15 protein-coding genes are annotated in these 13,921 nt (G+C 65.7%); 1 reads left to right on the forward strand and 14 read right to left on the reverse strand.

What is annotated here, in order from left to right:
* Positions 1 to 251: 251 nt before the first annotated feature.
* A complete protein-coding gene (gene murA, locus FXO18_RS14985; protein WP_149361959.1) occupies positions 252 to 1,508 on the reverse strand; it encodes a UDP-N-acetylglucosamine 1-carboxyvinyltransferase in 1,257 nt (418 codons plus the stop codon).
* A gap of 50 nt (positions 1,509 to 1,558) precedes the next feature.
* Here murA and FXO18_RS14990 point away from each other — a divergent pair, with 50 nt between their 5' ends.
* Positions 1,559 to 2,158, forward strand: a complete 600-nt coding sequence (locus FXO18_RS14990) for a cob(I)yrinic acid a,c-diamide adenosyltransferase (protein WP_149361960.1) — start codon at positions 1,559 to 1,561, stop codon at positions 2,156 to 2,158.
* Between the two features lie 18 nt (positions 2,159 to 2,176).
* On the opposite strand, the gene FXO18_RS14995 is transcribed toward FXO18_RS14990, so the two are convergent.
* The 13 genes from FXO18_RS14995 to FXO18_RS15055 all read right to left on the reverse strand — a co-directional run bounded on the left by FXO18_RS14995 (position 2,177) and on the right by FXO18_RS15055 (position 13,884).
* A complete protein-coding gene (locus FXO18_RS14995; RefSeq protein WP_149361961.1) occupies positions 2,177 to 2,623 on the reverse strand; it encodes a DUF2550 domain-containing protein in 447 nt (148 codons plus the stop codon).
* 67 nt (positions 2,624 to 2,690) lie between these two features.
* Positions 2,691 to 3,059 (reverse strand): F0F1 ATP synthase subunit epsilon, encoded by a 369-nt coding sequence (locus FXO18_RS15000; RefSeq protein WP_187774393.1) that lies wholly within the window; start codon positions 3,057 to 3,059, stop codon positions 2,691 to 2,693.
* A 6-nt stretch (positions 3,060 to 3,065) separates the two neighbouring features.
* Positions 3,066 to 4,514, reverse strand: coding sequence for a F0F1 ATP synthase subunit beta (atpD, locus tag FXO18_RS15005; protein ID WP_149361962.1), 1,449 nt, complete (start codon positions 4,512 to 4,514; stop codon positions 3,066 to 3,068).
* A 5-nt stretch (positions 4,515 to 4,519) separates the two neighbouring features.
* Complete coding sequence (locus FXO18_RS15010) at positions 4,520 to 5,494, reverse strand: F0F1 ATP synthase subunit gamma (protein ID WP_149361963.1); 975 nt, start codon at positions 5,492 to 5,494, stop codon at positions 4,520 to 4,522.
* Between the two features lie 47 nt (positions 5,495 to 5,541).
* Positions 5,542 to 7,182 carry a F0F1 ATP synthase subunit alpha gene (gene atpA, locus FXO18_RS15015; protein WP_149361964.1) on the reverse strand — a complete coding sequence of 547 codons (1,641 nt, stop codon included), beginning with the start codon at positions 7,180 to 7,182 and terminating at the stop codon, positions 5,542 to 5,544.
* 112 nt (positions 7,183 to 7,294) lie between these two features.
* Complete coding sequence (locus FXO18_RS15020) at positions 7,295 to 8,113, reverse strand: F0F1 ATP synthase subunit delta (protein WP_149361965.1); 819 nt, start codon at positions 8,111 to 8,113, stop codon at positions 7,295 to 7,297.
* A 5-nt stretch (positions 8,114 to 8,118) separates the two neighbouring features.
* Positions 8,119 to 8,679, reverse strand: coding sequence for a F0F1 ATP synthase subunit B (locus tag FXO18_RS15025; protein WP_149361966.1), 561 nt, complete (start codon positions 8,677 to 8,679; stop codon positions 8,119 to 8,121).
* A gap of 2 nt (positions 8,680 to 8,681) precedes the next feature.
* On the reverse strand, positions 8,682 to 8,924 hold the full coding sequence (locus tag FXO18_RS15030; RefSeq protein ID WP_149361967.1) for an ATP synthase F0 subunit C: 243 nt from the start codon (positions 8,922 to 8,924) through the stop codon (positions 8,682 to 8,684).
* A 99-nt stretch (positions 8,925 to 9,023) separates the two neighbouring features.
* Complete coding sequence (atpB, locus tag FXO18_RS15035) at positions 9,024 to 9,809, reverse strand: F0F1 ATP synthase subunit A (protein ID WP_149361968.1); 786 nt, start codon at positions 9,807 to 9,809, stop codon at positions 9,024 to 9,026.
* 291 nt (positions 9,810 to 10,100) lie between these two features.
* The gene (locus FXO18_RS15040; protein ID WP_328593445.1) at positions 10,101 to 10,646 is read right to left on the reverse strand and encodes a hypothetical protein; all 546 of its coding nucleotides are present in this window, start codon (positions 10,644 to 10,646) and stop codon (positions 10,101 to 10,103) included.
* A gap of 43 nt (positions 10,647 to 10,689) precedes the next feature.
* The gene (locus FXO18_RS15045; RefSeq protein WP_187774405.1) at positions 10,690 to 11,781 is read right to left on the reverse strand and encodes a glycosyltransferase family 4 protein; all 1,092 of its coding nucleotides are present in this window, start codon (positions 11,779 to 11,781) and stop codon (positions 10,690 to 10,692) included.
* A 101-nt stretch (positions 11,782 to 11,882) separates the two neighbouring features.
* Positions 11,883 to 13,202 carry a serine hydroxymethyltransferase gene (locus tag FXO18_RS15050; protein WP_149361970.1) on the reverse strand — a complete coding sequence of 440 codons (1,320 nt, stop codon included), beginning with the start codon at positions 13,200 to 13,202 and terminating at the stop codon, positions 11,883 to 11,885.
* Between the two features lie 16 nt (positions 13,203 to 13,218).
* Entirely contained in the window at positions 13,219 to 13,884 is a 666-nt protein-coding gene (locus FXO18_RS15055) for an L-threonylcarbamoyladenylate synthase (protein WP_149361971.1), read from the reverse strand.
* Positions 13,885 to 13,921: the final 37 nt, after the last annotated feature.

Genomic DNA, 13,921 nt, shown 5'->3' on the forward strand with positions numbered 1-13,921 from the left:
ACGCCCACCAGGCACCCCGCCGAACACGGCGGGGAAGCTCCCCCAGGCACAGCCACCAAGACTAACCCCACCACCGCCAGCGCGTCAAATCCCGTGCCCTCGGCGGCCAGGCAGGCCGACCAGCGACGATCCGCGCGCCCCGTTCCCGGGGCCCCGCCGATCCCGCCGACCGTTCCCGGCAGCGAGGACAAAACCTACACCCCCCGCGCCCCCAGCACAAACCACCAGCTCACATAAGGAAAAACAGGACGCTAGTCCTTGACTCTTCGCACATCGCCGCCCAGACCCTGGATGTCCGAGATGAAGGACGGGTAGCCGCGATCAATGTGGTAGACGTCGTAGACCTCGGTCTGACCGTCAGCGACGAGGCCCGCAAGGACGAGACCAGCACCGGCGCGAATGTCCGAGGACCATACGGGCGCGCTCGACAATTGCTCGACGCCGCGGATCACCGCATGGTGTCCATCTGTCTTCGCATCGGCGCCCAGCCGCACCATCTCCTCGACGAACCGGAAACGGGCCTCGAACACGTTCTCGGTGATCATCGAGGTTCCGTCCGCCACTGCCGCCAGGCCTATCGCCATCGGTTGCAGGTCAGTGGGAAAGCCCGGATACGGGAGGGTCGCGAAGTTCACTGCCCTGGGCCGCTCCCGCTGCACCACGCGGTACCAGTCCTTGCCATGCGTGACCTCGCCACCGGCTTCCCGGAGCTTGTCGAGCACGAGCTGCAAGTGAGCGGGGTTGATGCCTCTCACGGTCACGTCCCCCCGCGTCATCGCGGCAGCGACGCCCCAGGTTGCCGCAACGATCCGGTCGCCGATCACGCGATGCTCGACCGGCCGCAGCGATTCGACCCCGATTACGGTGAGAGTGCTCGACCCCGCCCCCTCGATCCGCGCGCCCATGTCGTTGAGCATGATGCACAGATCCACGATCTCGGGCTCGCGCGCCGCATTGTCGAGGATCGTCCGGCCCTTGGAGAGCACCGCGGCCATGAGGATGTTCTCGGTAGCGCCGACCGAGGGGAAGGCCAGCCGGATGTCGGCGCCGTGGAGCTCCGTGGCTTCCGCGACGACGCAGCCGTGCTCGATCGTGCTCGTCGCTCCGAGCAGCCGCAATCCTGCCTGGTGCATGTCGAGCGGTCGCGAGCCGATCGCGTCACCGCCGGGCAGGGCGACGATTGCCTTGTGGCACCTGGCAACAAGCGGTCCCAGCACGCAGACAGAGGCCCGGAACTGACGGACAGCAGGGAAATCGGCGTGATACTTCAGCTCAGCGGGGGTAGTGATACGAACTGTGCTGCCGTCGAGCTCGACCTCGCACCCGAGCCCCATGAGCACATCGCCCATCAACGGGACATCGAGGATATCGGGGCAGTTCGTCAACGTCGTCGTGCCCTCCGCGAGCAATGCCGCTGCCATCAGCTTGAGCACGCTGTTCTTGGCGCCGCCTACCACCACCTCGCCCTCGAGCCGACCACCACCAGTTACGACAAATCTCTCGCTCACAGTGCATCAGCTTATCGGTACACCGGGGGTTTCGCGGGTACGGTGCTCACATGAGCGTGCATCTGACGAGAATCTATACGCGGACCGGCGACGATGGCACGACTGGCCTCGGTGATTTCTCCCGCGTGCCAAAGAACTCCGCCCGCATCGCCGCCTATGCCGACGTGGACGAGACCAACGCGGCCATCGGCGTAGCAGTGGCTTCCTGCGCGTCCGCGGAGCGCATCCGCGACGTGCTGCACCAGGTCCAGAATGATCTGTTCGATGTCGGCGCCGACCTCTGCACGCCGGTGCAGGCCGAGCCCGAGCATCCCCCGCTCCGGATCGAGAGCTCATACATCGATCAGCTCGAGGCCTGGTGCGACGAGTTCAACGCGAATCTCGAGCCCCTGCATTCGTTCATACTGCCGGGCGGCTCACCGCTGGCGGCCCAGTTGCATGTGGCTCGCACGGTAGCGCGACGGGCGGAGCGATCAGTGTGGCAACTGCTGGACGAGGAGCCCGAAGCGACGTCGGTGCTGCCTGCTCGTTACCTGAACCGGCTCTCGGACCTGCTCTTCATCCTGTCGCGAGCGGCGAACGACGGCAGCGACGTCTTGTGGGCACCAGGCGGCGGCTCGCGCGGCGACGGCCCGGGCAAGGATTCCTAGCCACTATCGTTCTAGCCCCTATCGCTTGCGCGGGGTCCATCTGGTGCGCCTCCGGGCACGACGGGGCGGCCTGGACTCGAGCCATGACAAGAAGGCGGTGAGGGTGTCCTTGTCGAAGGCGAACTCGTAGTCCGCGTCACCGACGCTGACCCTGATCACGGTGCTTCCCGGTTCCAGCAGATCTCGTTCCCCGCTGGATGGGGCGCGGCGTGCACTGACCTCGGCATCCTGCCGGTCGATCCGCAAGCTAGGTCCCGGGATCAAGCGGGACAACCGGTAGAAGTTGAGGTCCTCGTCCCTGTACCGGATCACTCCATAACGCCAACCGAGCCCTTCCCGCGCGGGAAGGGCTCGGATCACGGCTCCGGCACCAGCTGAGCGCAGCTGGTAGAGGCGGTAGACAACACCGGCGATAGCGAGGATGAGAAGTAGCAGAATGAGCGCCAGCAGCATTCCACCGTCCACTCGGGACCATCCTTCGCTATCGCGGTATTGAGACTTCCTTAGCCTAGCGTGTTTTCTTGTGGATCGATCACATGCGCTCGATGGCGCGGAGGCGTCCGCGTGCACGAGCAGCTGCCTCGAGGTCGTCGCCCGCTGATTCGAGCTGGCGGCGCGCCGCGTCGGCATCGACGTCCTGTGCCCACTCCGCGGATTCCGCGAGCACGGTCACCGTGCTCGCGGTCACCGACATGAATCCACCGTCGACCGCGGCGACGAAGCGCTCGCCGTTGGTCGTGGTGATGGCAACGATGCCGCCTTCGATGAGCTGGCCGAGGACTGGCTCGTGACCCGGCATGACACCGATCTCGCCCTCTGTGGTCTGCGCGACAACGAGCTTGGCCTTTCCTGACCAGAACCGCTGCTCGACAGCCACAAGGTCCACTGACATCTCAGACACGCGTCATCACTTCCCAGCGAGCTTCTTGGCAGCCTTCTCGACATCGTCGAGACCGCCGCAGCTGTTGAAGGCCTGCTCGGGAAGGTGGTCGTAGTCGCCCTTGCACACCTTGTCGAATGCCTCGATGGTGTCGGTCAGCGGCACGACCGAGCCCTTCTCGCCGGTGAACTTCTCGGCGACGATGAAGTTCTGTCCGAGGAACTTCTGGATGCGGCGTGCACGGCCGACGACGATCTTGTCCTCTTCGGACAGCTCGTCCATGCCGAGGATGGCGATGATGTCCTGCAGCTCCTTGTACTTCTGGAGGATCTGCTTGACCTGGTTCGCCACGCGGAAGTGCTCCGCGCCCACGACCGATGGCTCGAGGATCCGCGAGGTGGACGTGAGCGGATCGACGGCCGGGTAGATGCCCATCTGCGAGATCGGGCGGGAAAGCTCGGTCGTCGCATCAAGGTGGGCGAAGGTGGTCGCCGGGGCGGGGTCGGTGTAGTCATCAGCAGGCACGTAGATGGCCTGCATCGAGGTGATGGACCGGCCACGCGTCGAGGTGATGCGCTCCTGCAGCTCGCCCATCTCGTCCGCGAGGGTGGGCTGGTAGCCCACGGCGGACGGCATGCGACCGAGCAGCGTGGAGACCTCGGAGCCGGCCTGGGTGAAGCGGAAGATGTTGTCGATGAAGAGCAACACGTCCTGCTTCTGCACATCGCGGAAGTACTCCGCCATGGTCAGGGCCGACAGGGCCACGCGCATACGAGTTCCAGGCGGCTCGTCCATCTGCCCGAACACCAGCGCGGTGTCCTGCAGCACGCCCATCTCCTCCATCTCGAGGTGGAGGTCGGTGCCCTCACGGGTGCGCTCGCCGACGCCAGCGAACACCGAGGTGCCGGAGAACTCGCGGGCGATACGGGTGATCATCTCCTGGATGAGCACGGTCTTGCCGACACCTGCACCACCGAAGAGACCGATCTTTCCACCCTTGACGTACGGGGTGAGAAGGTCGATCACCTTGATGCCGGTCTCGAGGATCTCGGTCTTGCCCTCGAGCTCGTCGAACGCGGGTGGCTTGCGGTGGATGCCCCACTGCTCGCCGTCACGGCCGGTGCCGGGCGCGTCGAGGCAGTCGCCGAGCGCGTTGAACACGTGCCCCTTGACGACATCGCCGACGGGGACCGAGATGGGCTTGCCGGTGTCGCGCACCGGGGTGCCACGGACGAGGCCATCGGTGGGCTGCATCGAGATGGTGCGCACGAGGTTGTCACCAAGGTGCTGTGCCACCTCGAGGGTGAGCGTCTTGGCGACAGCCTTGAGGGTGATGTCGGTGTTCAGCGCGTTGAACAGGCTCGGGACGGCTCCGCGGGGGAACTCGACGTCGACGACGGGGCCGATGACTCGAACCACGCGGCCGTCGCTTGTGGATGCGCCGTTCTTGGTTGCTTCGGTTACTGCGGCGGTCATGTGGATCAGTCACTTCCTGCACTCGAGGCCAGCGCGTTCGCGCCGCCGACGATTTCGCTGATTTCCTGGGTGATCATGGCCTGGCGGGCCTGGTTCATCTGCCGGGTAAGGGAGTTCGCCAGTTCATTGGCGTTGTCCGTGGCCGACTTCATCGCGGTGCGGCGTGACGCCGACTCCGATGCTGCCGCTTCGAGCAGGGCCGCGTAGATGCGGGTGCTCAAGTACTTCGGCAGCAGCGCGGCAAGCAGTGAATCGGCGTCGGGCTCGAAGCTCCAGCCCGCCTTGGACTCCCCTGCCTCGGGAGAGGCGCTGAGCATGTCGTCGCCGAGCTGCAGCTCCTCCTCCTCGATGTCGACCTCGATGGGCGCCATGCGACGCACCACGGGGGTCTGGGTGAGCATCGAGACGAATCGGGTGTAGACGATGTGGAGCTCGTCGACCCCTTCGACCGTCCCTTCTCCGTCGGGCGCGGCAACCTCGGAGCCCGAGCCAGCCGTGAACAGCTCAACGAGATGCTTGCTCGCCTTGGCGGCGTCACTGTATCCGGGGGCCTGGGAGAACCCGGTCCACGCTCCGGCCACCTCGCGCTCACGGAAGGTGTAGTAGATGAGGCCCTTGTTGCCGAGCACGTAGAGGACTGGAGTCTTCCCCTGACGGCGCAGCAGCTGGATGAGCTCTTCCGCTTCCTTGAGGACGTTCGAGTTGTAACCGCCGCACATTCCACGGTCACTGGTCACGACGAGCACAGCGGCCCGGGTGGGGTTGTTGCGCTCGGACAGCAACGGGTGGTCCAGCGACTGGGAGGCGCTGGCCAGCTCGCTGATCACCTTGGTGATCTCAGCCGCGTACGGGGTGTGCGCGGTCACGCGAGCCTGTGCCTTGACGATCCGGGAGGTCGCGATGAGCTCCTGGGCCTTGGTGATCTTCTTGGTCGAGTTGACCGATTTGATTCGTGACCGAATCTCTCTCAGGCTTCCCATCGATCAGTCACGCTCCTTCATCGATAGTGGGGCAGCGGAGGTCTGCGTCATCGGCGAACCTTGCGCTTGACGGTCAGCTGCTCCTGGTCCACCTCGTCCTCGGAGAGCGGCTCAGCCTCGGCCTCGTTGACCACGCGGCTGCCGTCGGAGGCGATGAAGCCATCCTTGAACTTGTTGACCGCGGCCATCAACGTGGAGATGTCATCCTCGGAGAGCGCCTTGCCCCCGTCGATGGACTCGTACACCGACTTCGCGTTGCGATGAAGGTCCTCGAGCATCTCGGTGTCGAAGCGACGAACGTCGCCCACGGGGACGCTGTCGTAGACTCCCTGGCCCGCGACGAAGATCGTGATGATCTGATCCTCGACGGAGACGGGCGAGTACTCGTCCTGCTTGAGCAGCTCGACGAGGCGCTGGCCCCGCTCGAGCTGCGACCGGGATGCCGCATCGAGGTCGGAGGCGAAGGCCGCGAACGACTCGAGCTCGCGGAACTGGGCCAGCTCGAGGCGCAGCGTGCCGGCGACCTTCTTCATGCCCTTGGTCTGCGCGGCGCCACCAACGCGGGACACCGAGATACCGACGTTGATCGCCGGGCGGATGCCCTTGTTGAACAGGTCGGACTCGAGGAAGACCTGTCCATCGGTGATGGAGATGACGTTGGTCGGGATGTAGGCCGAGACGTCGTTGGCCTTGGTCTCGATGATCGGCAGTCCGGTCATCGATCCTGCTCCGAGCTCATCGGAGAGCTTGGCGCAGCGCTCGAGGAGACGGGAGTGCAGGTAGAAGACGTCACCGGGGTAGGCCTCGCGGCCCGGCGGGCGACGCAGCAGCAGGGAGATCGCGCGGTATGCCTCGGCCTGCTTGGTGAGGTCATCGAACACGATGAGGACGTGCTTGCCCTCGTACATCCAGTGCTGGCCGATGGCGGAACCGGTGTAGGGCGCGAGCCACTTGAAGCCGGCGGAATCCGAGGCCGGGGCAGCGACGATGGTGGTGTACTCCATGGCGCCACGCTCTTCGAGAGCGGTCTTGACGCCAGCGATGGTCGAGCCCTTCTGGCCGATCGCCACGTAGATGCAGCGCACCTGCTTGCTGGGATCGCCGGATTCCCAGTTCGCCTTCTGGTTGAGGATCGCGTCGACGCAGACCGCGGTCTTGCCGGTCTTGCGGTCGCCAATGATGAGCTGGCGCTGTCCGCGACCGATCGGGGTCATCGCGTCGATGGCCTTGATGCCAGTCTGCAGCGGCTCGCCGACCGGCTGGCGCTCGAGCACCGATGCGGCCTGCAGCTCGAGGGCGCGGGTGCCGGTGGACTCGATCTCGCCGAGGCCGTCGATGGGGTCGCCCAGCGGGTCGATGACGCGCCCGAGGTATCCATCGCCAACGGGGACAGAGAGCACGTCGCCGGTGCGCTTGACCTCTTGGCCTTCCTCGATCTTGTCGAAATCTCCCAGGATGACGGCGCCGATCTGGCGGTCATCAAGGTTCAGCGCGACACCGAGTACTCCCCCGGCGAACTCAAGGAGCTCGTTTGCCATTGCTGAGGGAAGGCCGGATACGTGTGCGATGCCGTCACTCGCATCGATGACCTGGCCGACCTCCTCGCGGGAGGATTCCGGTGTGAAGCTCGCGGTGTAGTTCTGGATCGCGCTACGGATCTCATCGGAGGAGATCGTCAGCTCCGCCATGTTCTTCCTGCTCTCGGTCGTCTGCGGGCTATCGCTTCGGATAGCCTCTCGTTGTCTGTGTGGTTGGGCCGCGCGGTGCGCTGTGCGAGGTCGCCGAAGATCCTTCGGTGCCCTACTTTAGAGCCTTGCGCAGCTGGGTCAGGCGTCCTTGCGCGCTTCCGTCGATGACTTCGTCACCGACGCTGACAACAAGCCCGCCGAGCAGCCCTGGCTCGACCTCGGAGTGGATAGCGATGGGCTTGCCATAGATCCGCGTCAAGGCGCTCGCTAGCCTGTCGTGCTGGCCATCGGTCAGCGGTGCAGCGCTGCGAACGTGGGCGACCGTGCGGTCGCTCTGCTCGGCAGCGAGCTGCGAGAGACTCGCGAACTCATTGGCGGGGGCCTGCCGAGCACGGCTGACGGCCTGCGCCGCGAGCGTCTCGGTGATGGCGGTGGCCTTGCCGTAGAGCAGACGACGCAAGAGGTCACGCGTTGCTGAGGCCGGGCGTGTCCGGTCGGAGAGGGCTTGCTCCAGCTCCGGGCTGGACGCAGTGATCCGTCCCAGGCGGAAGAGCTCGTCCTCCACCGTTTGGAGCTGGTCCTGTTCAGCAGCTGCACGCAGCAAGGCGATCCGACCGACGTGGACGAGCGAGTTCAGGAGATCGGACGTGGATGACCAATCCTGGCTCACTGCGGCCTTGAGGGTGTCGAGTGCTTCGCGGGAGATCTTGCCCCCGAAGACTGTGTCGACCAGGCTGGCGCGACGCTCGGGCGTGGCTGAGGTGTCTGTGAACTGGACCCGGAGATCCCGGTTGGTATCAAGCAGATCAACCACGGCAAGCAACTGCTCGCCGGCTTGCGCCGCTGCGGCGGCGGTGCCACTGGCCTCGCCAAGGCTGGATTCCAGCGCTGACGTGGTGTGGGCTAGCGCCTCACGACTCGCTGCGTACATGCTGCTCACTTCCCTGTCGCCGTGTCTGCGTTGATCGATTCGAGTTCGTTGAGGAACTGGTCGACCGTGGCGGCGCGCTTGGCGTCGTCAGCGACGGACTGCCCGATGATCTTCTCGGCGAGATCGACCGCGGTGCGACCGAGATCGCTTCGCAGGTCGGCGACGATGTGCTGGCGCTGGGCCTCGAGCTGCGACTGCCCGTTGGCAACGATGCGGTCGGACTCCACCTGTGCCTGCTGCTTCATCTCGTCGATGATCTGCTGGCCCTGGCCGCGGGCTTCCTCACGGATCTTCGCGGCCTCGGAACGAGCCTCTGCCAGTTGCGCGCGGTACTGCTCGAGCGCGTTCTTGGCGTCGGCCTGCAGGGCCTCGGCCCGCTTCATGCCGCCCTCGATCTCTTCCGATCGGCGCTCGAGAAGCTCCTGGAAGGGCGGGATGACGAACTTCCAGAAGACGAGGCCGACGACAGCGAGAGCGACGATCGACCAGACGATGTCATAGACCGCTGGGAGGAGCGGGTTCGGCTCCCCTTCCGCGGCTAGAAGGACGATGTTCGCTGTATTCATGATCAGAAGATGAAGCCGGCGACGATACCGATGAGGGCGAGGGCCTCGGTGAAGGCGATACCGAGGAACATGAGGGTCCGGAGCTGGCCGGCCATCTCAGGCTGGCGGGCGACGCCCTCGATCGTCTTGCCGACGACGATGCCGATGCCGATGCCGGGGCCGATCGCGGCGAGGCCGTAGCCGATCGCGCCGTATCCGGAGCCGGAGACCTCTGCTGCTTCCTGCGCCAGGTAAGCGATGCTCATGGTTGTGTTCCCTTTCTGTTGGCCCTGCCACGATCGTGGCGGGTCAGGTCGTGTTCAGAAGCGTTCCCGCCCTGCCGTGGCAGCGCGGGAACGGTGGCTCTAGTGCTCTTCAGCGTGCAGCGCGAGATCGATGTACACAGCCGTCAGCAGGGCGAAGATGTACGCCTGCAGGAATGCCACGAGGAGCTCGAAGAAAGTGAAAGCGACGCCCACGACGAGCGCGGGTGCGCTGAACACCTTCATGAAGCCTTCGGAGCTGAAGAGGAAGTAGTGTGTCGCGCTGAAGAACAGCACGAGCATGACGTGCCCAGCGAGCATGTTGGCCATGAGTCGCACCATGAGGGTGAACGGCCGGAGCACGAAGGTTGAGATGAACTCGATAGGGATGAGCAGGAAGTGGAGGATCCACGGCACGCCGGGGACGACGATGCTGCTCTTGACGTAGCGGAACGCGCCGTACTTCTTGATGCCGACATAGTTGAAGACGATGTAGGCGAGTGCGGCGAGGACGAGGGGCATTCCGATCCGCGCGTTCGATGAAATGTTCACGAACGGGATGACCGCCGTGAGGTTCAACCCGAGGACGAGGAAGAAGATCGTCGCGATGAGCGGCAGGAATCTCTTGCCTTGTGTCTTGCCAAGGATCTCGTCGGCGATGTGGAGCCGGACGAAGTCGATCGCGACCTCGGCGAAGTTCTGGACGCCCCGGGGGACGATCTTCGGACTGCGCATGGCAAACGCGAAGAAGACCGCGATGAGCACGGCGACCACGATGCGAATCAGCATAAGGCGGTCGAGCTCGAACGGGGTGCCCTCGAACAGGATCGCGGGCGGGAAGAAGTCTTTCAGCGACGGCGGATTGAATTCACCGGCAGCCAGGTTCATGACGCTCAGCGGTCTCTTCCGTTGTTTGGCCACGCGGTGCGCGGCGTGATCGGACAGTAACGATCTCGGAGCTGCGAATCTCGATGACTGATTGCATCACACAGCCCGGCTCTCTGGGCGCAACTTTGCCGGTGGGCAGTGCATCGACCCGAGATCCTGCAGATCGCGGCCAACTGGTCGTGGGGTTGCACTGGCAGCCACACCGCTCCTGCTAGTCGGTGACACTATCAACTTCTCACCGAGTTCGTGCAAGCAGGGCGCGCCTTTCGTCATTAATGACCAGGTGTAGTACTACGCATCGTCGTATTTTGTGGCTGGATTCACAGCCTCTGCCTCCGGCTGGACATACGGGACACGGTGCTTGAGCACCCCGTAGGTCTCCGCGCCCAGCACCAGAACGAGCGCACCGATGACCACGATCGCCATCACCGGCTGGCTGTAGAACGTGAACCGCGACACCGTGGCGAAAACGATCAGCGCCAGCAGCATCTTGATCGCCCACCCCCCCAGCACCACTGCGCCGCCCTGCACCATCGGCAGCCGCTCGGAGAACAGCACGCTCACCGCTGTGAAGAGGATGAAGCCCCCGCCCAGGCCCGCACCGAGCAGAGCGCCCCACACGCCCGGAAGGCCGGCGAACAGATAACCCGCGACCACACCGACGATCGCGAGGGCCACCAGCCCGTACGTGCCATAGCGCACCGCCGCGCGCATGGGCTTGGATGGATCGACCGGAGGGTTGGTCAAGCGTGGCGCGTCCTCGGCGCCAGGGGCAGGAGAACTGCCGCTCGTCCGCTCTGGCACGGGGCTGAAGTCATCATCCATCGGAGAAGTCACAGCAACCGAGGGTAGCGGCTACCACGTCACCACGCCTAGCCAGCTACAACGAGCGGGCCCGTCGCGAGAACCGGGGAACAAACGTCAGAACCACCAGCACGAGAGCGATGACCCCCGCCACCGGCACCACGAGCTGCCAGGCCAGCAACGAGCTGCCCACGGCGGTGAACGCGAGCAGCGCCACCCAGCTGTAGATCACCAGCACGACCCTCCGGTGGGAATGACCGATCTCGAGCAGCCGGTGGTGCAGGTGCATCTTGTCGGGGCTGAAGGGGCTCCGCCCCGCGCGGGTCCGCCTGATCACCGCGAGCAACAGGTCTAGGAACGGCACGAACAACACCGCGAGGACCAGGATGAGCGGGGCATAGAGACCCAGCAGATCGCGCGGGCCGTAGAGATCCAGGCTGATCTTCCCCGAGGCGCTCGTCGAGATGGCCGCGAGCATCACCCCGATCAGCATCGAGCCGGAGTCCCCCATGAAGATGCGGGCCGGCTGGAAGTTGTGCGGCAGGAACCCGAGGCATGCCCCCGCGAGGGCGGCGGCGAGCATGGCGGGCGGATAGACGCTGACGTCCCCGCCCTGGTCCAGCAGCAGCCCCACCGAGAACGCGGCCAGCGCGATCGCAGCGATCAGGCCGAGTCCCGCAGCGAGCCCATCCAAGCCATCGACGAAGTTCATCGCATTGACGATGAGCACGGTCAGGAACACCGTCAGGCCCGCCGACTGCAACTGATCGAGCACCAGCGTCGTGCCCGGAAGGTAGAGCACATACCAGGAGACACCGAGCAGGACGAGCATTCCTGCCGCGGTTATCTGCCCGACGAATTTCGTGAGCGCGTCAAGGCCCCATCGGTCATCGATCACGCCCACCAGGACGATGACCGCCCCAGCGAGCAGCGCGGCCTGGACGTCCGACGAGAACTCGAACCCGCGGGTCAGCGCGGGCAGCTGACCGGCGAGGAAGAGGGCCGCGAGAAGGCCGAGGAACATGCCGACCCCACCGAGCCGGGGCGTCGGAGCCACATGCACGTCCCGATCGCGCGGATACGCGACCGCGCCGAAGCGGATGGCCAGCACACGGACCACTCCTGTAGCCAGGAAGGTGATGACTGCCGCCGTCAGGCAAATGAGCATCAGCTCGCGGATCGGCACGCCCGCGCCCCGCGGATCTTGCGCGAGGAGCAGGATCGTCGGGTCAGGGACGCTCACAGACGGCAACGCTACCGTGGCTCTGCTCAGGCTGACGAACCGCCACGACGTATCCTGCTGCCCCGATCGCGCCCGCCAGGCTCGGCGTGCCCAGCGGGAAACGCCGGATAGCGCGCGACGAGCCCAGCGACGTCAGCAGCGATCCGGCCAGGATCCTCGCCCCGGCACGCGCGAGCGATAAGCCCCGCCACCTCGGCCATGTCAGCAGGCCCGAAGCCTTGCGTCGTCAACGCCGCGGTCCCCACCCTGATGCCCGACGGCGCGCGCGGCGGCAGCGGATCGAACGGGATCGCGCTCTTGTTCAGGTAGATGCCCGCGCTCGCGCACAGTTCCTCGGCCCGCGCGCCATCGACGCCGAGCGGCTGCAGGTCCGCCACCACCATATGGGTGTCCGTGCCGCCGGTGACGATCCGCGCGCCATGACCAGCCAGGGCCTCAGCGAGAGCCTGCGCGTTCTCGACCATGCCCCGCGCGTAGTCCGTGAAGGCTGGCAGCGATGCCTCGCGCAGCGCGACCGCCTTGGCCGCGATCGCGTGCATCGCGGGCCCGCTCTGGCTGAACGGGAAAACCGCTCGGTCGATAGCACGAGCATGCTCGTTGCGGCACAGGATCATGCCGCCGCGTGGTCCCCGCAAGGTCTTGTGGGTCGTGGTCGTCACGACATCCGCGAACGGCACGGGATCGGGCACCGCGCCACCCGCGACGAGGCCCATGATGTGCGCGGCATCGACCCAGAGTATTGCTTCGATCTCGTCCGCGATCTCGCGAAAGACCTGGTAGTCAATGTTCCGCGGGTAGGAGGTCCCGCCACAAACGATGATGCGGGGGGCGTGGATGCGCGCGATCTCGCGCACCGCCTCATAGTCGATCCGCTCGCTCGCCTGGTCCACCTCATAGGGCACGGGCGTGAACCAGGCCCCCGAGAAGCTGATGCGCGCGCCATGGGTCAGGTGGCCACCGTGCGCGAGGCTCAGCGCCATCACCGGATCATCGGGCTTGGCGAAAGCCGCGTAGACCGCGAGATTGGCGCTCGTCCCCGAGTGCGACTGCACATTCGCATGCTCGGCTCCGAACAGGTTCCGGGCGCGCTGCACCGCGAGCTCCTCGGCCCGATCGACATGCTCGCAGCCCGGGTAGAAGCGCTGCCCCACGAAGCCCTCGGCGTACTTCATCGACAAGGGGCTCGCTAGCGCTGCCCGCACCGCGGGGCTGGCGTGGTTCTCGCTCGCGATCAGTTGCAGGCCCGCGGCCAGGCGTGCCGCTTCCCGGTCCGCTATCTCGGCGATCTCGGGATCGGCAGCGGCGAGGTCTTCCCATTCCGGCACCCAGGACGGTGTTGTGCTCACGGGCGAGATCCTTTCATCACGGCACGTCCGCGGGGGCTAGTTCGCCCGGTTTCATGCCGAGCACCTCCGCGACCTCCTCCACGCGCACCGCTCCCGCGCGCAGGATCCGTGGGCGGCTCCCGGTGAGATCAACGATCGTCGAAGCCTCCCCGTGCGGGGAGTCGCCCCCGTCGAGATACACCGAGACCGCGTCCCCGAGCTGCTCCTCGGCGTCCGCGGCGTTGGTCGCTGCGGGCTGCCCGGACCTGTTCGCGCTCGACACGCCCATCGGGCCGACCTCGCCGAGCACCTCGAGCGCCACCGGGTGCAAGGGCATCCTCAGCATCACCGTCCCCCTGGTGTATCCCAGGTCCCACGACAACGAGGGAGCGTGCTCGACGACAAGGCTGAGCCCGCCGGGCCAGAACGCCTCGATGAGCGATCGCATCGTCGTCGGCACGGAGTACACCAGGCCGTCGATGGTGTTCCACGAGCCCACGAGCACGGGGACGGGCATCTCCCGCCCGCGTCCCTTCGCCTCGAGCAGCGATCCCACCGCGTGCGAGTCGAACGCATCGCATCCGATGCCATACACCGTATCGGTGGGCATCACCACGAGCCGGCCAGCCTTGATGGCTTGCACCGCGGCCTCGATGCCCGCCGACCGGGAATCGGCCCTGCCGCAATCAAAAACCGTACGCACGATCCCTCATCTCCCGCCGCGTCGTTCCCCCGGATGG

Source organism: Lolliginicoccus suaedae, assembly GCF_008312885.1.
Lineage (GTDB): Bacteria > Actinomycetota > Actinomycetes > Mycobacteriales > Mycobacteriaceae > Lolliginicoccus > Lolliginicoccus suaedae.